General features: G+C 32.8%; 16 protein-coding genes. 5 read left to right on the top strand and 11 right to left on the bottom strand.

Translation table 11 applies throughout. The annotated features are described in order from the left end of the window. Nucleotides 1-19: 19 nt before the first annotated feature. The 8 genes from L2Z92_RS18670 to L2Z92_RS18635 form a co-directional block, all read right to left on the bottom strand. Nucleotides 20-1,888, bottom strand: a complete 1,869-nt coding sequence (locus L2Z92_RS18670) for an AAA family ATPase (RefSeq protein WP_236456204.1) — start codon at nt 1,886-1,888, stop codon at nt 20-22. A 17-nt stretch (nt 1,889-1,905) separates the two neighbouring features. Next, nucleotides 1,906-2,148: a hypothetical protein gene (locus L2Z92_RS18665; protein ID WP_236456202.1), complete on the bottom strand. Its 243-nt coding sequence runs from the start codon at nt 2,146-2,148 to the stop codon at nt 1,906-1,908. A gap of 15 nt (nt 2,149-2,163) precedes the next feature. After that, nucleotides 2,164-3,876 carry a restriction endonuclease subunit S gene (locus L2Z92_RS18660; RefSeq protein ID WP_236456200.1) on the bottom strand — a complete coding sequence of 571 codons (1,713 nt, stop codon included), beginning with the start codon at nt 3,874-3,876 and terminating at the stop codon, nt 2,164-2,166. 1 nt (nt 3,877) lies between these two features. After that, nucleotides 3,878-5,308: a class I SAM-dependent DNA methyltransferase gene (locus L2Z92_RS18655; protein WP_236456198.1), complete on the bottom strand. Its 1,431-nt coding sequence runs from the start codon at nt 5,306-5,308 to the stop codon at nt 3,878-3,880. Beyond that, a complete protein-coding gene (locus L2Z92_RS18650; protein ID WP_236456196.1) occupies nt 5,301-6,140 on the bottom strand; it encodes an HNH endonuclease in 840 nt (279 codons plus the stop codon). Before L2Z92_RS18650 ends, L2Z92_RS18655 begins: the two co-directional genes overlap by 8 nt. Beyond that, complete coding sequence (hsdR, locus tag L2Z92_RS18645; protein ID WP_379678297.1) at nt 6,140-8,515, bottom strand: EcoAI/FtnUII family type I restriction enzme subunit R; 2,376 nt, start codon at nt 8,513-8,515, stop codon at nt 6,140-6,142. The genes L2Z92_RS18650 and hsdR overlap by 1 nt, the downstream gene beginning before the upstream one ends. 429 nt (nt 8,516-8,944) lie before the next feature. After that, a complete protein-coding gene (locus L2Z92_RS18640; RefSeq protein WP_236456194.1) occupies nt 8,945-9,805 on the bottom strand; it encodes a hypothetical protein in 861 nt (286 codons plus the stop codon). A gap of 152 nt (nt 9,806-9,957) precedes the next feature. Next, complete coding sequence (locus L2Z92_RS18635; RefSeq protein ID WP_236456193.1) at nt 9,958-10,140, bottom strand: hypothetical protein; 183 nt, start codon at nt 10,138-10,140, stop codon at nt 9,958-9,960. A 444-nt stretch (nt 10,141-10,584) separates the two neighbouring features. Here L2Z92_RS18635 and L2Z92_RS18630 point away from each other — a divergent pair, with 444 nt between their 5' ends. Then, complete coding sequence (locus L2Z92_RS18630; RefSeq protein WP_236456192.1) at nt 10,585-11,226, top strand: DUF6266 family protein; 642 nt, start codon at nt 10,585-10,587, stop codon at nt 11,224-11,226. Nucleotides 11,227-12,680: 1,454 nt separating this feature from the next. Here L2Z92_RS18630 and L2Z92_RS18625 read toward each other — a convergent pair. From L2Z92_RS18625 to L2Z92_RS18615, 3 genes are all read right to left on the bottom strand, one after another. Further along, the gene (locus L2Z92_RS18625; protein ID WP_236456191.1) at nt 12,681-12,971 is read right to left on the bottom strand and encodes a chaperone modulator CbpM; all 291 of its coding nucleotides are present in this window, start codon (nt 12,969-12,971) and stop codon (nt 12,681-12,683) included. A gap of 6 nt (nt 12,972-12,977) precedes the next feature. Then, complete coding sequence (locus tag L2Z92_RS18620; RefSeq protein WP_236456190.1) at nt 12,978-13,859, bottom strand: DnaJ C-terminal domain-containing protein; 882 nt, start codon at nt 13,857-13,859, stop codon at nt 12,978-12,980. 187 nt (nt 13,860-14,046) lie between these two features. Beyond that, entirely contained in the window at nt 14,047-16,737 is a 2,691-nt protein-coding gene (locus L2Z92_RS18615) for a T9SS type A sorting domain-containing protein (protein WP_236456189.1), read from the bottom strand. Nucleotides 16,738-17,707: 970 nt separating this feature from the next. Here L2Z92_RS18615 and L2Z92_RS18610 point away from each other — a divergent pair. The 4 genes from L2Z92_RS18610 to L2Z92_RS18595 all read left to right on the top strand — a co-directional run bounded on the left by L2Z92_RS18610 (nt 17,708) and on the right by L2Z92_RS18595 (nt 21,524). Continuing rightward, a complete protein-coding gene (locus L2Z92_RS18610; RefSeq protein WP_236456188.1) occupies nt 17,708-18,127 on the top strand; it encodes an IS1/IS1595 family N-terminal zinc-binding domain-containing protein in 420 nt (139 codons plus the stop codon). Nucleotides 18,128-18,227: 100 nt separating this feature from the next. Next, a complete protein-coding gene (locus tag L2Z92_RS18605; protein ID WP_236456186.1) occupies nt 18,228-19,463 on the top strand; it encodes a hypothetical protein in 1,236 nt (411 codons plus the stop codon). 22 nt (nt 19,464-19,485) lie between these two features. After that, nucleotides 19,486-19,743 (top strand): DUF4212 domain-containing protein, encoded by a 258-nt coding sequence (locus tag L2Z92_RS18600; protein WP_236456185.1) that lies wholly within the window; start codon nt 19,486-19,488, stop codon nt 19,741-19,743. Nucleotides 19,744-19,769: 26 nt separating this feature from the next. Further along, a complete protein-coding gene (locus tag L2Z92_RS18595) occupies nt 19,770-21,524 on the top strand; it encodes a sodium:solute symporter family protein (protein WP_236456184.1) in 1,755 nt (584 codons plus the stop codon). Nucleotides 21,525-21,586: the final 62 nt, after the last annotated feature.

The following is a 21,586-nucleotide window of genomic DNA, read 5'->3' as shown; positions in this document are numbered from 1 at the left end:
ATTCTCTAAAGAACTGCTTTTAATTAATTTTAGAAATTATAAATTCAAACATGGGTCTAAATATTTCAAAGTGTTCATTTCCCAGCTGAGGTATAATTTCTTGTGCAAAATTCATTTTAGCATTTTCACTTATTTCAATTATTTTAGCACCACCTGAACCGTTTTTAATATTAAATTTATCTGAGGTAGTTTTTGAATAAAATAGATGCTCCATTTCTACTTTTGATTGATGTTTAAAAGTTGTATTTAAAGCTCTATCATCGATAACTTGATTAATTATTTCTTCAATTTCTGGAACAGGAATTAAAAATGCATAACTGTTTTTGTTTTCAACTTTTTTACATTTTCCTTTGAATGGATCTTCTTCTAATAGTTCACCTTCACTTGTTAATGAGTTCCAATGATTATATGCTTCATCAAAATCAAATAATCCAAAAATTGGTTTACCGTTCATTTCAGTTTGAAATTTATCACTTGTCAATATTTTTCTTAAATATTCACATCCAAAACCAAAACTTATATCAAATGGTATATCAGTATCATATAACTTATTCCATGCTTCATACAAAACTATAGGGTCTGAAAATCCTTCTGTAAACAAGATTGGTCTGTCTTGACTATGTGTATGCATAATGCTCAGAATCTGTTTTTCATAGTTAACTCTGAAAAGTTTATTGGATAACTGATTAACTGCAAAGTTTTTTCCAACTTTATGACATTTTAAGTCGTTGTCATGAACTCTGAATAGGTTTACTCTTTTTTCATGATCTCCCACTAAAGTTACAGCACTATGACTACTCATTAAAACATGATTAGTTTTAGCTGATTCATGACTAATATCATAAATTTGATTTAAAAACTTATGTTGCCATTCAGGATGTAAAAACGAGTCAGGTTCATCAAGAAGTGTGATGCAATTTTTATCTTTAAATAACTCTGTTAACGCATATATATAAATTGACTGGAATTGACCATCACTAAATTGATTAATATTTATATCTTTTCCTGAAGTCAGTGTAATATTAATTTTAATATCGTTTAAATAACCAATGGTTTTTAAATTATCTAAGGCAATAAATAATTCTAAAGGTGTATAAGTTTGAAATGCCTCTTGAAATTTACTAAAAGACTTATAAAGAATATATTCATAATCATTTAGCCTTCCTTCATCTCTTGTTCCTTTAAAGTCATACTTATCTACTTCCCAAATTTGAGTAAGTAGTGTTTTAAAATAACCTTCTGGTGACCAGAACCTTTTAGTCTCATCAAACTCATCAAACTCAAATTTACCTTTATCCTTAGCGTAATCAGGCCTTTTAAAATCAAATCTAACTTCATTTCCTACAGATGAAATACCTAATTTGTCTTTAATGAAAATTTTAGCTTTATTAGTATCTTCTTGTAATAATAAAACACTAAGTAATAAAGATTTATATTGAACATCTATTCCTGTAAACTTTCTTGTAACTTCACTTAATAAGTTTTCATTTTTTCTATTATTATCTAATAGATTTTCATGATTTTGGTTTGAAGTTTTTAGTAAGTTTCCAATCGTTTTATTGTGCCCAGAATAGTAGACTAAAATATTTTCAGGAAGTTTTGATTTATCAGGTTTAATTTCCTGCTTCTCTTGGTTTAACCACCTAACATCTTTCCATTCTAAAAAAATAATTTCATTTTCTATTTCGTATGAAATAACGTAATTAAAAGCAATTGCATAATCTTCTTCCGATAAATGTTTAAAAATTTCTAGTATAGCTTCGAAAAAATTAGATTTACCGGTGCCATTTTTACCTACAAAAACTTCTAAAAAACTATCTCCCTCAAAATTTAAAGTAAACTCTTTTAAGTTTTTATATTCGCTAATATGTATGTGTTTTAGTCTCATAGGTAATCAAAAATCAATTAATTAGGAGTTATAGTTATAGCTCCTTTATCACCTATTAATTTAATAGAAACATCTAAATCCTTAACACATTTTTCTACTGCCTCTTTTAACTCTTCTATATTTTTAAAAGTATCACCAACCAATAAAAAGCAAACTACAGATATAAATTCTTGATTTTCATTTGCTAGTAGGAAAACTCTACTTTGTGGCATTGATAAACACTGTCTAAGTTTTGTTGAAATCTTATTTAATTTTTCCATTATTTATTTTATTAATTATTTTTTATTAAAAACCTCCCTCAAAACACTCTGCATCAATTGCTCACTATACCCTTTACTTTGTGCTACTTCTTGCTCCAAAGCATCACATAAACCAACTAAAGCATTAACTTTTTCAACTATGGCTTTTTGTTCTTCTAGTGGTGGAAGAGGAAATACTAGGTTTTTAAAAGCTGTTGAACCTATATTTCCTTGATTTGCTGTTCCTGTTTCTGTTTCAAATAATTGATTTAAAATTATATCTGATTTAAGGAATTTATTTATTAACTCTGAAGCACTTTTATCTATTACCCTAATACAACCAACTCTTTGATTTAATAATAATACTTTCTGTTCTAAATGTTCTGGTTTAACTAAACATGTGAAACAATAATCTCTTCTGTTTTTAGTACCTGTTAATGTAGTAAGTATATCATCTTTAAATATTTGATAATCTAAATTTACTTCTCCGACACTACTTGGAACATAGGCCTCTTTTGTGTTTATTAAAAAATTATCATCTTTTACGTTTCCAAGTCTGATAATTTGATAATCAGAAGTAGGTACATATGTAGAACTTTTAAAAGCATAACCATTTAAAAAGGTTATTAAATCTCCAAACCTACACCAAACCCAACCTTCAGGCAATTCATAAGGAATCTCTTCTTTAGTAATAGCAGGTAACGGACTTTCTTTTTTTACTTTTTTGTCCTTGATGAGTTGGGCTTTTTCTTTTTGAATGCGTTTTAAGAGTTCGCTTGCAGGGTCAAAATCTTTATTTTTAGTTCTCCAATCAGCAGTTAATTTTCCTTGAACGGCTAATTGCAAAACCGTTTCTCTTAATTTTTTTATGGTGCTTTTCTCTGTAAAGAAATCTTTAAAATGAGGTTGTAAGGATTGCCATTCTTTTTGAGAGTTTTGCGTAGTTAATTGCTGTAAAGCCGAAGAAACATAATCGTTTTTTAAAGCAATTCGCTCAACTGTAAGTTGATCTAATTGCTCTATTTCTTTAAAAAGAATTTCAACTACTCGAACAATTTCTTTTTGTTCTTCTATTGGAGGTAATGGAAATTCTGCATAAAGTAAATGTTCCCTGGAAATACCGGGTATTATTCCATTCGAAGCATCTTGAAGTTGAGATAAATAACTATCAGCAAATAGTTTTAAAAATTTTATTTCAATCCAATCATATGTCCTTAATGCCATTATTTGTCGAGCAATATGAATTTCCCCAATTTTATTAATTACGGTTTTCCCAATTGTACCTTTAACTGATACTAAAACATCTCCTAAAATGGATATAACTTTTGGTATATTGGTCCAACGTGATAGTATTATATTGTCTTTTTTTATTTGACTTGCACCAGTAAGATATGGGTATTTGAGTTCGCTGTCTGAATATTCATTAGGTGTTAAATCTCTACCTGAAAATAAGACAATTGATTCTCCCAAATTGCACCAAATCCATTTTTTTGGCAATGTATAACGCACCGTGATAGTATCAATTTTTGGAAATGGTTTCTCTTTTGGTATTTTCTTTTCTCTAATCAATTTAGCTTTTTTAACTTGTATACGTTCTAAAAGAATTGATGCATTTTCTATGTCAGGATTTTCTTTTCTCCAATTCGCAGTCAATTTTCCTTGAACAGCTAATTGTAAAATTAAATCTTTGAGTTCTTGTGCGTTTTTTGGGTGAAGCGTTAAGCTTGCAAAATGTTTTAGTAGTTGCATCTTATTGTAAGGCTTCGGTTAATACTTTTATTATTTCGTCTTGTATGGTAGAAATTTTTTGTTCAGTAGCTTTAAATTTCTCTAGCAATACTTCAGGGCTAGCTAAAGTATCTTCATCTTGGTGAGGATTTTTTATATCTAAATTGTAGTTTCTTTTTTTAATTTCTTCAATAGATACTTTCCAAGCGTTTTTATTTTCTGCTCTGTTGTTCCACCATGCTTTTTCTAAATTAAATTCTTTGATATTGATAGGTTTGGTTTTGTTGTAGCTCACCACACCCTCAGGATAAGGATGTTCAAAATACCACACTTCTTTAGTAGCCGTTCCTTTTTCAAAAAATAATAAGTTTGTTTTAATACCTGTGTATGGGTTAAAAACACCATTAGGCAAACGTACTATCGTATGTAAGTTGCATTTTTCTAATAGTTCTTCTTTCAGTCTGGTTTTCATACCTTCTCCAAACAAAGTACCATCCGGTAAAACCACCGCACAACGTCCGTTATTTTTCAATAACTTTATAATTAAAGCCATAAACAAATCGGCAGTTTCTTTGGTTCTAAACTTTTGAGGAAAGTTGGTTTCGGTACCATCTTCTTCCACACCACCAAAAGGAGGATTGGTAAGTATAATATCTAATTTGTCTTTGGCTCCCCAATCGGCATACGGCTTGCTTAACAAGTTGTCTCTTCGCACAGCTGGCAAATCAAAACCATGTAGCATTAAATTGGTCGTACACAATAAATGGGGTAAAGGTTTTTTCTCAATACCTCGTATAGAAGTTTGTAAAATATCTCTGTCTTTTGGAGTGTTTACTTGTTCGCGTAAATGGTCAATAGTACAGGTTAAAAAACCACCTGTTCCACAAGCTGGGTCTAAAACACTTTCACCCAATTGTGGGTTAATCATGTCTACCATAAATTGCGTAACCGCTCTAGGAGTATAATATTCTCCAGAAGAACCAGCCGATTGTAATTCTTTTAAAATGGTTTCATAAATGTCATTAAACAAATGACGTTCGTTGGTATTATTAAAATCAATTTCATTAACAACGTTAATTACTTGACGAAACAGTGTTCCGTTTTTCATGTAGTTATAAGTATCATCAAAAACCGAACGAATGATATGTGCTTGCGGACTTATGGTAATATCTAATTCTTTCAGCGCTGGAAATAAGTCATTATTCACAAACTCCATTAAAGCATCACCTGTTAATCCTTCATCATCAGCTGCCCAGTTTTGCCATTTTAGTTTTTCAGGAATGGGAGAAGCATAGTTGTCTATGGTAATTTCCCATTCTTCTTCTTTATCGGCAAATATTTTCATGAAAAGCATCCATACCATTTGCGAAATGCGTTGTGCATCTCCATCTACTCCTGTGTCTTTACGCATAATATCGCGTATGCTTTTTATGTTTGTGGTAATGTTACTCATTCTTTTTTATAATTTCTTTTAGTCCTTCTATAGTATAATATTCGTTATTTTTATTCTTTCTATGCAACATGCTATGACAGTTAGAACAAACTAAAGCGAGTTCGTCTATATTTGTAATTCTTTCACCTTGATGAATTGGAATAGTATGATGACATTCGATAAAACCATTACCTAAATCAGGATAGGTTTTTGAGAAATCAAAATTACAACATTCGCATAGTAAAGGATTAGTAGACGCTTTCTTTTTATTGACTAAATTTCTATCTCTTTCTCTAAAACGGTGTATGGCATAATTCCAAGCACCTTCATTAGCTTCTATATCATCCACACTTTCGTCTACAACATTAGCATATACCTCATTAAAGTATTCTTGATAAACTTCATTATTAAAAAAGGGTTTGAAACCATTCCAAAGTGTTTTTTGAATGGCTTCTTTTTCAATTTGTTTATCTAGTAACTCAATGGAATAGGTATGACCTTGACTAACAGTTCTTAGGTCGAAATTAAAAGGTTTTATAAATTCTTTTGTTCTCGCTAATACTTTCATTTTTCTACCCCAACGATGTTTTGGATTAGAATCTATCAAGTCCTGTTCCAAATTGTCTAAAGGTGTTAATAAGTGTGTAAAACAAACTTGATTATTTGTATTAACTTTTTGAAATAAAACAACTAAATCACCTTTTTGCGGAATCATCGCGTGTGTAGGTCTATGAACAAATGATGATGACCAATGCAAAATCATATCATCTTTATCATCACCAAAGTAAGCCCAGTCTTCTCCATTTGCGTGTTTTACATTACGAACCCATTGAATATCTTTATGACTAAACATTATGCTATATTGTATATTTCGTTTTCTAATTCTTTAACTGCTTGTTCAAAATCTTTATTTTTTCCAAAAGCTCTAACTATTTCAACGGGAGACCCCATTTCATTTAAAGGTTTCACTTTAAGAATAGAACCTTGCTCTATGGAAGAAATACCTTCTTGTTCGTATTTATCTAACAAACTATTCAATACTTTTTGAGCGGTTTCGCTATATTTCCCAAAGTAATTGCGTTTACGCACTTTGTTCGCTCTTTCTTTACGAGTCAATGCAGGTTGGTCAAAAGCAATGTGACAAATCAAATCAAAATCATCCATGTCTTGTCCTACTTCTTCACGCAGTGCTTCTAGCAAAACACCATGTTCTGCCAATTCTTTGATTAATTCCTCTTTCTTTTCAGCATCATTCCATTTTTGAATAAAATCATCAAGAGAACAGAATTCTTTTTCTAAATTTTTCTTCGAATAATCTTTTAAGGATTCTGTTATTAATTTCCCGTCTTTTCCATAGTATTGAATACGTTCATTTACAACAGCAACAGGTACTTCATTCACATAATATTTCTTCACTTTCCCTTCGTCTCCATCAATATCAATATCGGGAGGATTCGGCTTAAAATCATCGGGTAACCAATCCTCTCCATCAATAATAGGATCTTTAGTGGTATCAGGGTTTTCTGGTGGTACAACGGGATCATTTGGTCCAGGTTCGTATATTTGAACTGGGTCACCATCAAAATCAGGTCGTGCAAAAATGTTCGTTGCTTTTCTAAAGTCCATAATGGTAAAATAAACTTTTCCTTCCGCTTCCCGTATTCTTGTGCCTCTACCAATAATTTGTTTAAATTCAGTAACCGACTGTATGTTAGATTCCAAAACAATCAATTTAACCATTTTAGTATCTATACCAGTAGTCAACATTTTAGAAGTAGTAGCAATGACAGGAAATTGTTCTTCAACATCGGTAAAATTATCTAACTCTTGTTTGCCCACTTCATCATCACCTGTTATTTTTACACAATAATTCCAATGTTTTGCAACTAAATCGGCATTTTCATTTATTAGTGCTTGACGCATTCTATTCGCATGGTCGATATCCGTACAAAATACAATCGTTTTGGCAAATCGATCTGTAGCTTTTAAATATTCGGTTATTTTTTTAGCAACAAGTTCTGTGCGTCCATCAATAACTAACGTTCTATCATAGTCTTTTAAATTATAAATACGGTCTTTTATTTCATGACCATATTTGTCTAACATGCCTTTTGTAGGTCTCCATCCTTCATCTACATTAGTAGTTATTCTAATAACTTTATAAGGTGCTAAAAAACCATCATCAATACCTTGCTTTAGAGAGTAAGTATAAACAGGCTCTCCAAAATAGTCTATATTAGAAACATCTTTTGTTTCTTTTGGTGTAGCCGTTAATCCAATTTGAGTTGCTGAATCAAAATAAGTTAAAACATCTCTCCAAGCAGAAGCTTCAGCAGCACTTCCTCTATGACACTCATCAATCACAACTAAATCAAAGAAATCTTTGCTGAACTCTTTGTAAGCATTTTTTTCTTCGTCAGTACTTGTTAAACCTTGGTATAAAGCATAGTAGATTTGATACGATTTATCAATCTTTCTATTTTTAATAATGTGCATAATATCGTTCCCAAAAGGGGAGAAGTCACCATTTTTAGTTTGTGTTAATAAGGCATTTCTATCGGCAAGAAATAATATTCTTTTCTTAACACCAGATTTCCACAACCTCCAAATGATATTAAAAGCAGTGTAGGTTTTACCAGTACCAGTAGCCATTACCAAAATTATCTTATTTTGTCCCTTTGCTACTGCTTCAATTGTTCTATTTACTGCATTTTGTTGATAATACCTTGGATTCATTCCACTAACATCTACAAAATAATCTTTTTCAACTATTTCTTTAGCTTTGGGTTCTTCAAGGTTATTGTGTTTTAAATATTTGTTCCATAAAGTTTCAGGAGAAGGAAAAGCATCTAATGATAATTCGGTTTCTAAATTATTTGATGTATTTGTTTTATCATGAAAAACAAAAGAATCACCATTGGAAGTAAAAACAAATGGAATTTGCAAAATCTCTGAATATTCTAAAGCTTGTTGCATGCCAGACCCTACTGGCTTTTTATTGTCTTTAGCTTCAATTATTGCAATAGGTATATTTGATTTATAATAAAGAATATAATCAGCTCTTTTACTTTGACCTCTAGTATATAATTTTCCTTGAACAATAATGCGTCCATCTGTAAAAGACACTTCTTCACGTACTTGTCGTTTCATATCCCAACCCGCTTTTTCAAGACTAGGGTTTATGTACTTAGAACAGATATCTCTTTCAGACAATGTTTTCTTATTAATCATTCACAATGATTTTAGTATTTACCAAACCTACCAAAAATAAACCATTTCGGCAAGAGGGGTTCAGGTATTTCTACCTGTTTTTAATGCGATTTCTTGTAATTGCAATGTAAACCAATTCCTAAAAACAAGAATACACTTTTTCTGTAGTAATTGTTAAAGTTTAAGCGGTTGTTTTGTATCACAAGCCAAAGGTAGTACAGCAAAAAATAGCATCCTTGCGGGAAAACGTAATTGAGTGTTTTTTTTATAATCGAAAGTTAAAAGTTAAAAGTCGAAAGGGGAAGTTAAAAGTGTTTGGTGTTCCGTTTTTATTTAAATAAATAGCTCATTTTGTGGACTTGTACCAGTTATGATTTGAATTTACTGTAAAAGAAAAGGAACTATTCGAATAGCTGTAAGGAGAAAAATAAATTTATGTTTGGCAACCTAATTCTTTAAAAGGACTGGTTGATATATTGAATAGTATAATGATAAAATATTTTCGAATTCTTCTGATTTTATTTTCTCTTTTTCATTACAATAATAGGTTTTATAGGTGTTGTCTGTTTTTCGTATTTCTATTAATTCATCATTTTTAAAAAGAAAGCTTAATGGATAGTCAGATCTTATCTTTAGATTTCTGAGGTAATAATATTTTTGATTGGCTTCTTGTATGTCTTTATATTTTGCTATAAAAACTTCTTTTTTAGTTGTAGCATTTAATTTATAAACTGCAATTTCTTTGGATTGTGTTGCTTGATAATATAGTAAATAATCCTTTTCATGCGGGTGTGCATAAATGGCTTTGTAGGTGAATTTTTTTTCTAATTCGGGAATTTTATTTTTTAATTCATCTTCTAGATAATTACCTCCCAAGAAACTACAGTATATAGAATTTCTATAGCGAACAGGTTTTCCTTCTTCGTTTAATGCAGGTTTTATACTTTGGGACTCATTTAAATCGGTTGCAACTCCTTTGCTTAATTGTAAAGCCAATCTATTCGTTATGGAGTCATAGGGATGCTGTCTGTTTTTTACTGTTGTAAAACGAATATTCCCTTTTGTGTCAATTTCATAAAAAAGATAAAATCTTATGGTATAAGGGGCAATTCCAATAATTTTGAACCAGTCGTATTTTTTTCTGAAGTATTTTATAAATTTATCATTGGTGCATTTATTTAGCTCTTTTATGGCTACAGAAACAGAATCGCAACTGCTAAAAACAAATTGTCTTGGATAATTTTTTATTTCCTGCGCATCGATTTTTACGGATAGCAATAGGATAAATAAAAGTATTTTTTTTCTCATGGCACACCATTTAATTTTCTTTGTTTGACTGTTTTTATATAATGAAACACAACTTCTCGACACCTACCGATAGCTATCTGAGTACTCGAAGAACAGTACGTCGAAAACAAGAAATAAGTTCGTTAAAAAAACAATTACAATACATCGGGTTATTATAGCTCTTTAGTTAGAAACAAATTATCAAATTTTGTACCAAAAAAATAATTAGGTGCTATTGTTTTTTCCAAATTTTCACTAACCCCTAACCCCCCAATCCCTAACCCATAATTCATAATTCTGAATCCCCAATCCCCAATCCGTAATCCGTAATCCGTAATCCCTAATTCATAATTCATAATTTTTACTAATCCCTAATTCATAATTTCTAATTCATAATTTTTACTAATCCGTAATTCTCAATCTCTAATTCCTAATTCGTAATTTTTTTAGGTTTAGTAGCAGTCAAGTAGCAGTTTCGTTCGGGCGTTGTAGCGAAAAAGTGCCTGTTTAGTGCTACTCGCCCGCAGCGCTTCCGAACAATCTCCGAACAAAACCCTTATTTAACAGCTTTAAAGGGGGTCTTATACATCAGTATACGTCAAAACCAGTCAAACCAAGTCAGAACCAGTCACAACCGTTCAGCTGAGTCATTTTTAATGCTTTTGGCAAAGTTGTTGGTAGTGAGTAGTAAGTGGTTAGTAGTGAGAGATTTGTTAGTTAAAAGTTGTCATTATGCTAATTAACAATCGCAAGTTATTGAGCACTAAAAAAAGAATGTTTAATATTTAATTATTTGAAGTATGGGAACGTATAACAAGGGCATCATGGGTGCATTTTCGGGAAAAGTTGGGCCAGTAGTTGGTGCTAACTGGAGAGGTAAAGAAGTAATGCGTAGTTTACCAAGAAGGAGTAACAAAGCTGCAACACCATTACAAGCGCAGCATCGGTTAAAGTTTTCGTCTGTAATTGCTTTTCTAGGGCCAATTTATCCTATTTTAAGTCGGTATTATGGAGCCAATCAGGGTGAGAAATCGCGAGTAAATCGGGCAATGTCCTATCACATGAAGGAAGCAATAGTGTTTACAGACCCTGACTTTACTTTTGCCTACAACAAGGTGCAAATTGCGAAAGGCTATTTGGTTGGTATTGAAGGGGGTGCTATTGTTTCTAACACGGCAAATACGATCGATTTTACTTGGAATAATAATACAGGTCAAGGAGAGGCGTTAGCTACAGACAGGTTGGTTGTTGGGGTATATGATGCTGCTACTAAGAACTGGATTTATTCGTTGGCTGTGGCTGAAAGAAGTGCTACAACGGGTGGACTTTTATTACCGGTTACTTTATCGGGATCGACAGTAGAGGTATGGGCTACTTTTGCTTCGGCAGATGAGAAACGATATGCTACGAGTACTTATTTGGGTAATGTAGTTGTGGGTTAATGTTTCGTTTTTTAGGTTTGATTGTTAATCATGGGAACGGAAAGGCACAAGGCTTTGGCTTTGTGTCTTTTTTTATTGATTATTAATGGTTTGATTGTTAATGATTGATTGTTAATTATTAATTATTAATGATGTTGTTTGTGTTTATAAAATATCGAACCTACGGCTCTTTTTTCTTGTGTTAGGTTGTAATGGCAGGGTTGAAACCCTGCCTTACACATATATCGAGCCGATGGCTCTTTTTGATGATTGAGAATGTTTTGTGGTTAAATAGCACGCAGATTTTGCAGATTTTCACAGATTTTCTAACCACAATATTGTCACCTTGTAAAGGTCTCATTAGTTTGGGGTGATTTTTAATTATTGATGGTTAATTATTAATTGTGGTTAAATGCACGCAGATTTTGCTGATTTACGCAGATTTTATAAACGTGCTAGTTCCATAGGAACGATTCATATTGTAGCAACGTGATTTTAATCCGTTGTTTTTTAATGGTAAATAATAAATGATGTTGTTTGTAGCGCAACAAATGGGATCCTTTCAGGATGACAAGTTTGTGGATTTTGTTTGTGTTTATAATATATCGAACCTACGGCTCTTTTTCTTCGTGTTAGGTTGTAATGACAGGGTTGAAACCCTGCCTTACACATATATCGAGCCGATGGCTCTTTTTGATGATTGAGAACGGTTTGTGGTTAAATAGCACGCAGATTTTGCTGATTTACGCAGATTTTCTAACCACAATATTGTCACCTTGTAAAGGTCTCATTAGACTGGGGTAATTGTTAATGGTTGATGGTTAATTATTAATGATGTTGTTTGTGTTTATAATATACCGAACCTACGGCTCTTTTTCTTCGTGTTAGGTTGTAATGACAGGGTTGAAACCCTGCCTTACAGATATATCGAGCCGATGGCTCTTTTTGATGGTTGAGAATGGTTTGTGGTTAAATAGCACGCAGATTTTGCTGATTTACGCAGATTTTATAAACGTGCTAGTTCCATAGGAACGACTCATTTTGTAGCAATGGATTTCAATCCGTTGATATATAAATGATTCATATTGTAGCAACGTGATTTTAATCCGTTGTTTTTAATGGTAAAAAATAAATGATGTTGTTTGTAGCGCAACAAATGGGATCCTTTCAGGAAGACAAGTTTGTGGATTTTGTTTGTGTTTATAATATATCGAACCTACGGCTCTTTTTCTTGTGGTAGGTTGTAATGACAGGGTTAAAACCCTGCCTTACACATATATCGAGCCGATGGCTCTTTTGTTTTTAATGGTAAAATGATAAATGATGTTATTTGTGGTGCTACGAAGAGTATAAAAAAATAAGGATTACTAGTGGCAACTAATAATCCTTATTGGGTGTTCTTTTTTTGGTTGGGTTGTAGCTATAATTTATTCTTATACTGGTTGCTGAACAGTGCATTCAAAGGAGGCATGGTATTACTCATACAATCCCAATCGGTCGTTTAGGTGCTTGACTTCTGTTTGCAATTGATTTACTTTTTCTAGTAGGTCTAGTATGACTGCTATACCTTCTTTGTTTATGTTTAAATCGTTGTGCAGTCGTATTATTTTTTCAATGTTGACTAATTGGTTTTTGTGTATGTAGGTAGCTTGATTGTGTTGTATGGTTTGTAGTAATCCAAATGCTTCTAAATCGTCAACAAGGTGCTTTTCTATTTGGTATTCTTTGCAGAATACTTCGATTATTATTAATTCTTGTGTGTCCATAGTTGTTTATTTTTGGGCTAACTGCTGAAATAGTTCTTTTTCTTTTTCGGAAAGTTGAGTCGGTATAGTCACTGTATAGGTAACATATAAATCGCCAAATGTGTCTTCTTTTTTATACACAGGAAAGCCTTTTCCTTTCAAACGTATTTTTGTTCCGTTTTGCGTTCCTGCTGCAACTTTAAGTTTTAGTTTGGAAGCATCGAAAGCGGTTAGCATTATTTCTCCTCCTAGCACAGCGGTGTATAAATCTAAATCATGATTCACATACAAATCATTACCAACGCGTTTAAATGGGGTTGTGTTTACGATTGAAAAAGTAATATACAAATCGCCATTAGGGCCTTTGTTGGCTCCTTCACCACCATAGCCGTTAATTTTTATGGTTTGTTCGTCTTCAATACCAGCAGGAATGGTAATGCGTAGGCTCTTCCCATTAATAGTAAGTTCTTTTTTATGCGTTTTAGCGGCTTCTTTAATGTCTATTTGCAATTGAGCGTTAAAATCCTGTCCTCTAAATTTGGCATTACTACGCCTATTGCCTCCACCTCTTTGTTGTCCGAACATCGAAGAGAAGAAATCGGAGAAATCGCCCTCATTAAAATTACCTGCATTTTGTTGGTTTCCGCTATTCGAATACTGACGTTGTTGTTCATATTCTTCTCCGCGTTCCCAATCTTTACCGTATTTATCGTATTTTTTTCTTTTTTCAGGATGGCTTAAAACCTCATTGGCTTCGTTGAGTTGTTGAAACTTTACTTTTGCTGCAGCATCATTAGGGTTCACATCGGGATGCCATTTACGCGCTAGTTTTCGATAGGCTTTTTTGATAGCATCTGCTGTTGCACTTTTATCAATCTCAAGAATTTTGTAGTAATCAATAAATTCCATTGGGTTATTTAATTTTATAAAATAAGTTTGTTTTATTCCACAAGTAAATTTACAAAGAAATAGACGAATAAAGCTATGATATATATCATGATTTGTATTAAACTTTTGATAAAGGCTTGTAGTATAAAAAAAATAAGGATTATTAGTCGCAACTAATAATCCTTATAGGGTTTCTGATTTTGGTTAATTATTTTTTAATAATCTTCTGAATTAGTCTTTCGTTATCATTCGACCTAAGTTCAAGAATATAGATCCCTGTTTGTAGGTTGCTAATGTCTAAACTTGTTTCAGTTTGTAAAGGTAGTTCTGTGAATAATCGATTGCCAAGCATATCGTATAAAACGATGGATTGTATGGCATTGTTTCCAGAATTAACTGTTAGTATTCCCTGAGTAGGGTTTGGATAAATGTGTATGTTTTCGGTATTAAAACTGCCGTTTGATAGGGTAGATACAAATTCAGTTGTGAAAGTGTTGGTAACAATTGCAGGGTTAAAATCAAAATAGATAGCTGCTGTGTTAGGGATTATATCGCCCACTGCATAACCCGCTAAAGGTTTAATTTTGAAAGTTACATATCCTTTACCAACAGTGCTGTTGGCTTGAGAAACTGGCAACATGATACCGTTAAATTTCCATGTAATCGTTTTTTCTATTCGATCCATTTCATAAGCATGACTTGCACTCACCATTTCTAAAGTATTGGTGTCGAGTTGGCTATTTAATACATCTTCAATGCTCACATTAATAGCTGCTGCATTACCTGTGTTTTCAAAACGAATGGTATATATTAAATAATCTTCTGCTGTAAAACTAGACTGTAAAATTTCTGGCCCATGCGATTCTGTTTTGTCGTTCGGGTCATAGGCATTAACAACAAGTTCTGTTAGGGTATGGTCGTTATTGCTTGGTGCAACATCATTAACAATTGGTAAAATAGCGGCAGTACTCGTTAGATAATCGCCTCCATTTACGGTTGGTACCGTTGGCACATCCATTGCTACATCGATAGATCGAATCTCGAAAGGTAATAAATTGGTATAATCATATGTAAATCCATTTGCATTTGGTACAGTAGCAGGATTGGTGTTGTTTATGGTTACAGCACTTGGAGTATTAAATGTTATTGTTCCTGCACTAACCGTCTGGTTTCCTAAATTCGTGTAGACAACTTTATTGGTATAATTAAAACCAGGTCTTGGTTGGTTGGTTGGAATAACAACAACGCTAACATCTTCATAGTTTTGAAGGGGTGTAACAGGGAAGTAATAAGTCATCATTCCCGAAGTTGGGTTCAGTCCTGTATAGGGTGCTATTGTTACATTATAATAACTCGCATAATTTGACAGAATAGTAAAATTAACATCATAGGCATTTGCTATATCATTATCATAAATGTTAAACGTGCCATTTGGAGCAAATATAGTATGAATTGTACCATCGTTGTTTTTTTCATAATCAAAATTCCCTAAAGGAAAGTTAACTTCTCCTATGTCTTGAACACCATTCGAATTGGTGTCTAAAAAGGAAACAAAAGAAAGTCCTGTACAATCTATAATTCCTGTAGAAGTTGGTAATAAATCGATAGAAATAAATCCAACATCGTTAGAGAAATTAGTAACCATTAATAGATAATATTCACCAGCTAGCGCATTTGGAATAATTGGATATTCGGTAGAAGCAGTAGAATAACTACAAGCTACTATATTTGTATCGTTATACAGTGTGCAACCCTCTGATTGATTGGTAAAAGGTCCGTATACAATATAATCGACATCTTGATTGTTGTAGTCTGGAGCATTATCTCCTTGTTTTATTTCGAAATTAAGTGTACCCGATTGACTTACAGGGAAATAAAACCAAGTAGGATTAGGTGTCGTGGTTAAACAACCATGATTTCCTATTGATTGTACTCCTGTTGTGTTATTAAAAGGAGTGTCTAATGAACCGCACAAAGAATTGGCATTGTCACAAACGGATGCAGAATTACAATTGGCTATAAAAATAAGATTGCGCCTGTATATCTTATCGCAATCATTAACAATAGATTCTCTAATATAAACTAAAGAAGCACCACTATTTGTTTGTGCAAAAGTAGCTGGATTAGAAATACTATTCACTTCGTTTGTAGCATCTTGAAAACTAAGATAATAAGTTAGCGTATTTGTTGTAGCAATAAGCGCTTGAGAAGTTGTTAAATCATACGTAATGCTACCATCATTATCATCATCACATTGTACAAGATGGCTTAAAGCATTCATATTTATGTAGGTTGATGGTAAAAGAGTAAATGAATTGATTTGATAAATTGTTGGATCTGAATTGTCTGTAATTCTAGAAAATAAAACCGTGTTTTGATCGACACAATAAGGACTAGCAACAGGATTGATATTATCTAAAGCGTCTGTTTGTGTTGAAAAGTAATTAATAGTATAATTAGACGGAGCATAGTTTCCTAGAATAGTAGCATTATTTGACGTTAAATCGAAACAAACCGTTGGCGTATCGCTACATATTGCTATGTTCTCTGGACTACCAAAATTACAATTGGTCACATAGCCAACAGTAGTAGAAGCAGAAGAGCCTCCATTGCCTGGACCACAGTCTTTGTTTACAGTAATGTTTGTAATGTTTTTGTTACAAGGTAAACCTGTAATTACATAAGGACTCGATTGAACGCTGATAGTAGTTGCTAAAACACCATCATAAAAAACACCAATAGACCAACTAACGGCATTGCTAGCCGGATCTGTCCAACTAACTGTCATTGAATTGTTAACGATATTAGTGACCGTTATGTTTGCAGCAGCTCCACATTGTGCTTTTATAGACAAGGAAGTAAATAAAACAAACAGTGCGAATAGTACTCTTTTTTTCATGTTTTTGTAATGTTTATTGTTTATTAATAATGTTTATTGATAGTGTAAGTACTTGTTTTATATGTGAATAAAGGATAAAAATAGTAAAAAACAGAAGAAGTTTAGTATTATTTTCTAGTTTTCTTTTGTTTTCTAGTAAAGAAGGTATGGCAATTCATGTATTATTTGTTACTGTGTATAATGAGGAGCAATTGGCAACTCGTGTATAATGTTTAATTGCAAACAAGTTGTAAATAATATAGTGTGTTTATTTAAGAAAATAAATACAGATGAATGGCATTTTTTGTTTAGGTATTCATTCATAGCTTTTTTTATAACCATAGTATTTATAGTAAAAAAGGGTAAAATAGTACAGAAAATGAATAATATACTATCAATTTGTTGTTGTTTATAAGTTTAGTTTTGTTGGTACAAATAGGTTGTTAAATTATGCAAACAATTAATAAAAATACAAACAAGTTGTAAAATAATAGTAAAAACAAATCGGTACTTTTTTGATTTTTTTGAATCGATTTGATTTTTTGTTTGGTTATTGAAGAAGTTGTATACCCTTGTGGCAATACAGCTTCTTCATGTTTTTAGTGGTTGGTTAAAGAGGAAAGAAAAGAAGAGAGAACAGTTTTAATGGCAATAGTTTTGATGAGGTTTTTCGTCAGTTCTAGTGATTTTCGATAGGAAATCGTATTGAGAACAAGAAAATCGTCATCAAAAAAGGTTCTCGATGCACGTCTCTTTGAATGCGAAGCGTATCGAGAAGTTTAGTTTCTATGTTATCTTAAAATAGGTGGAAATGATTGTAATCTGTAGTTTAATAATTGGATTGTGTATTTTTGACTAAAGTCTTTTTAATTAAAAATTAATCAATAATAATACGATAAATTTATAATATGTGTATTTTTTTAATTAAAAAAATGTCAAATTCATTTATATATAGTTGCTAATTTAATATATTTATGCAAAATATATATATATGGACGTTATTACTTGCCCAAAGTGTGGTGGAAATACTATTGTGAAAAGCGGAATTATTAAAGAAAGACAACGGTATTTGTGCAAATCGTGTACCTATTATTTTACGGTAAATAAAATAGGTAAAAAGATAGACGATTATTATGTTACAAAAGCTTTACAGCTCTATTTAGAAGGCTTGAGCTATAGAGAAATAGAACGCATTATTGGCGTTTCTCATGTCTCTATTAGTAATTGGGTGAAAGAGTATAAAATTAAAAAACCACCACATCCAAGTTATCATCCTAGCTATAAGGTATTCAAGCACGCCGAATTGGTGGAATACCTAAAAAATAAAGAACAATTGTCTGGTGCAGGAATGATTATTACTGAACTGGGCGATAAGTTTATGCTTATTAAATGGGAACGTTTTAAGGATTAGCTATAGTACTTTACAATTATATATATACTTTTTTACAGTCCTAGATTTATTTATAAAATTTGATACAACAAATAACGTGATACAATTAAATTTTATACCTATGAAAAGAGTATTGATTTTAGCAGGACTTTTAATATCTAGTTTTGCTTTTTCGCAAGGTTCACCCGATTATGGAAGTGGTTTAAAAGTAAACATTAATGAAGACGGTTCTAGCTATTTTAGAATCATTTCTTGGGCACAATTTTGGGCACAACACAATTCCGATAGACCTTTAGATAGTAACGGAAACGAACAAGCGGACTTAAGCTTTAGTTTGCGTAGAGCTCGTGTTTTGATGTATGCACAAATTAATAAAGACTTTTTAATACTAACTCATTTTGGACTGAATAGTTTGAATGCCGATACGATGAGTCCTACTGGTACAGGCGATGCTTCTCAATTGTTTTTTCATGATGTATGGGCGCAATATAGTTTAGGAGAAAAGCATGCTGTTGGAGGTGGTTTGCATTACTGGAATGGAATTTCTCGTTTGAACAATCAGAGCACCTTAAACATCATGACACTCGATAACCAAAGACAGTCTTGGGCAACACTTGGACTGTCCGATCAATTTGCAAGACATTTAGGTATATACTTGAAAGGATCATTTGGTAAATTGCAATATAGAGTAGCTGTGAATGAAGCAGAAACTAATAATCTCCAAGCTACTACTGTGCCTTTAAATGGTGGTGCGGCAACCTATACAGGACGTCGTTTGTTAGGTTCTAAAGCAGCAGGTAAAGCTTATTCGGGCTATTTTGATTATGCGTTCTTTGACGCAGAGAGTAATTTCTTGCCTTATAAAGTAGGTTCCTATGTGGGGACTAAAAAAGTATTAAATGTTGGTGCTGGTTTTTTTATGCACCCTAAAGGATCGGTAATTGCAGATGCAACAGGCAATTTATCTGGAGAGGATGTAAGTATTTTTGCAGTAGATGCTTTCTATGATGCTCCAATTGGGAATAATGGAGGAGCTTTAACAGCTTATGCTTTGTATCAAAATACCGACTATGGTAAAGATTTTAGATTAGGCACTACCTATGAAACGGGGTCTATGCTTCATGCGCACTTGGGCTATGTTCTACCTGTAGCAACAAAGACAAAGTTTCAGCCATACCTATCGTATGATAGTAGAAAGATAGATGCTATAAATGATACTGCTTCACAATTGGGTATAGGTACTAATCTATACTTCAGCGGTCATAATTCTAAAATAACACTAGAATATCAAACATTAAAATATGCACAGAATGATGCGGTAAACACCATTACGCTTCAGGCAATGATATACCTATAAAAAACAACTAAAACAATAAATTATGAGAGATCAAAAAAAGGCAACCGCCTATTGGAAGGAGAATCTTCGTTACCTTCTAATACTATTAAGTATTTGGTTTGCTGTTTCCTATGGGGCAGGAATACTGTTTAAAGATGCTTTGAATGCGATTAAAATTGGTGGGTTTCCGTTAGGATTTTGGTTTGCCCAACAAGGATCGATATATGTGTTTGTAATACTGATTTTTGTTTATGTTCGATTAATGAACAAACTAGACAAGAAATACGGTTATGACGATTAATTAGTAATAATAAAAAAATAAAAATCATGGATGTACAAAATTGGACCTATATTATTGTAGGCGTTACATTTGCTTTATATATCGGAATTGCAATTTGGTCTAGAGCAGGATCAACAAAAGAATTTTATGTTGCTGGTGGTGGTGTTTCTCCATTAGCAAATGGTATGGCAACAGCAGCCGATTGGATGTCGGCAGCATCGTTTATCTCTATGGCAGGAATTATTTCCTTTGCAGGATATGATGGAGCGGTCTATTTAATGGGATGGACAGGAGGTTATGTATTATTAGCACTATTATTAGCACCGTATTTAAGAAAATTTGGAAAGTTTACTGTACCCGATTTTATAGGGGAACGTTACTATTCTAAAACGGCACGTTCGGTAGCTGTATTTTGTGCGCTAATTGTTTCTTTTACCTATGTAGCCGGACAAATGCGTGGAGTAGGTGTTGTGTTCTCTCGATTCTTAGAAGTAGAGATAGAAACGGGTGTTGTGATTGGAATGATTATCGTTTTGTTTTATGCCGTATTAGGGGGAATGAAAGGGATTACCTATACGCAAGTAGCACAATATTGTGTATTGATCTTTGCGTTTATGGTACCTGCTATATTCATTTCTATTCAAATGACAGGGAATCCTATTCCGCAATTGGGTATGGGAGGCACAGTGGCTGGATCGGACATGTATTTGTTGGATAAATTGAATGGATTATCTACTGAATTGGGTTTTGCAGAATATACTTCGGGATCTAAATCAATGATCGATGTTTTTGCAATTACTTTAGCCTTAATGGTAGGAACCGCTGGTTTGCCACACGTTATTGTGCGTTTCTTTACAGTGAAGAAAGTAAAAGATGCTCGTAAATCGGCAGGATGGGCTTTGTTGTTAATTGCTATTTTATATACTACTGCACCTGCAATTTCTGTATTTGCTAAAGTGAATTTGATAGATACCGTAAATGATAAAAACTATGCCGATATGCCACAGTGGTTTTCCAATTGGGAAAAAACAGGTTTATTGAAATATGAAGACAAAAATAAGGATGGTAAAATTCAATATTATAATGACAAATCAAAAGATCAAGCCTTTTTAGATCAAGCCACAGCCAAAGGTTTAAAAGGAAATGAATTGACAATTGATAATGATATTATGGTATTGGCGAATCCGGAGATTGCAAAATTACCAAACTGGGTAATTGCTTTGGTAGCAGCGGGAGCATTAGCAGCAGCTTTGTCTACAGCAGCGGGGTTATTATTGGTAATTTCTTCTTCTGTTTCTCACGATTTAATTAAGAAAATGATCAATCCAAACATATCGGAGAAAAACGAATTGTGGGCAGCTCGTGGAGCGGCTACTGTTGCAGTAGTTATTGCGGGATACTTCGGGATCAATCCACCTGGTTTTGTTGCTGCCGTTGTAGCATTGGCATTCGGATTGGCTGCTGCATCTTTCTTTCCTGCTATTATTTTGGGAATCTTTCATAAGAAGATGAATAAAGAAGGTGCTATTGCAGGTATGGTTGTAGGTATGCTATTGATGCTTTTCTATATGTTGAAATTTAAATTTGGAATTTTTGATGGAGGAAAAGAAGCGGTTGCTGGTTTAAAAGACGGTTGGTGGTTCGGAATTTCTCCAGAAGGTTTTGGAACGATTGCTATGATTGTGAATTTTATAGTTGCTTTTGTAGTGAATAGTTTTACACCACCACCACCAGCAGATGTGCAAGAAATTGTAGAGAACATTCGAATTCCTTCGGGAGCGGGTGAAGCAGTGGATCATTAGTAAAAAGTAAAAAGTAAAAAGTAAAAAGTAAAAAGTTGAAAAAAGTGAAAGTTGAAGTGCTT

Origin of the sequence: Flavobacterium jumunjinense (genome assembly GCF_021650975.2) — a bacterium.
Lineage (GTDB): Bacteria > Bacteroidota > Bacteroidia > Flavobacteriales > Flavobacteriaceae > Flavobacterium > Flavobacterium jumunjinense.
This window is presented reverse-complemented; position numbering and strand designations above follow the sequence as displayed.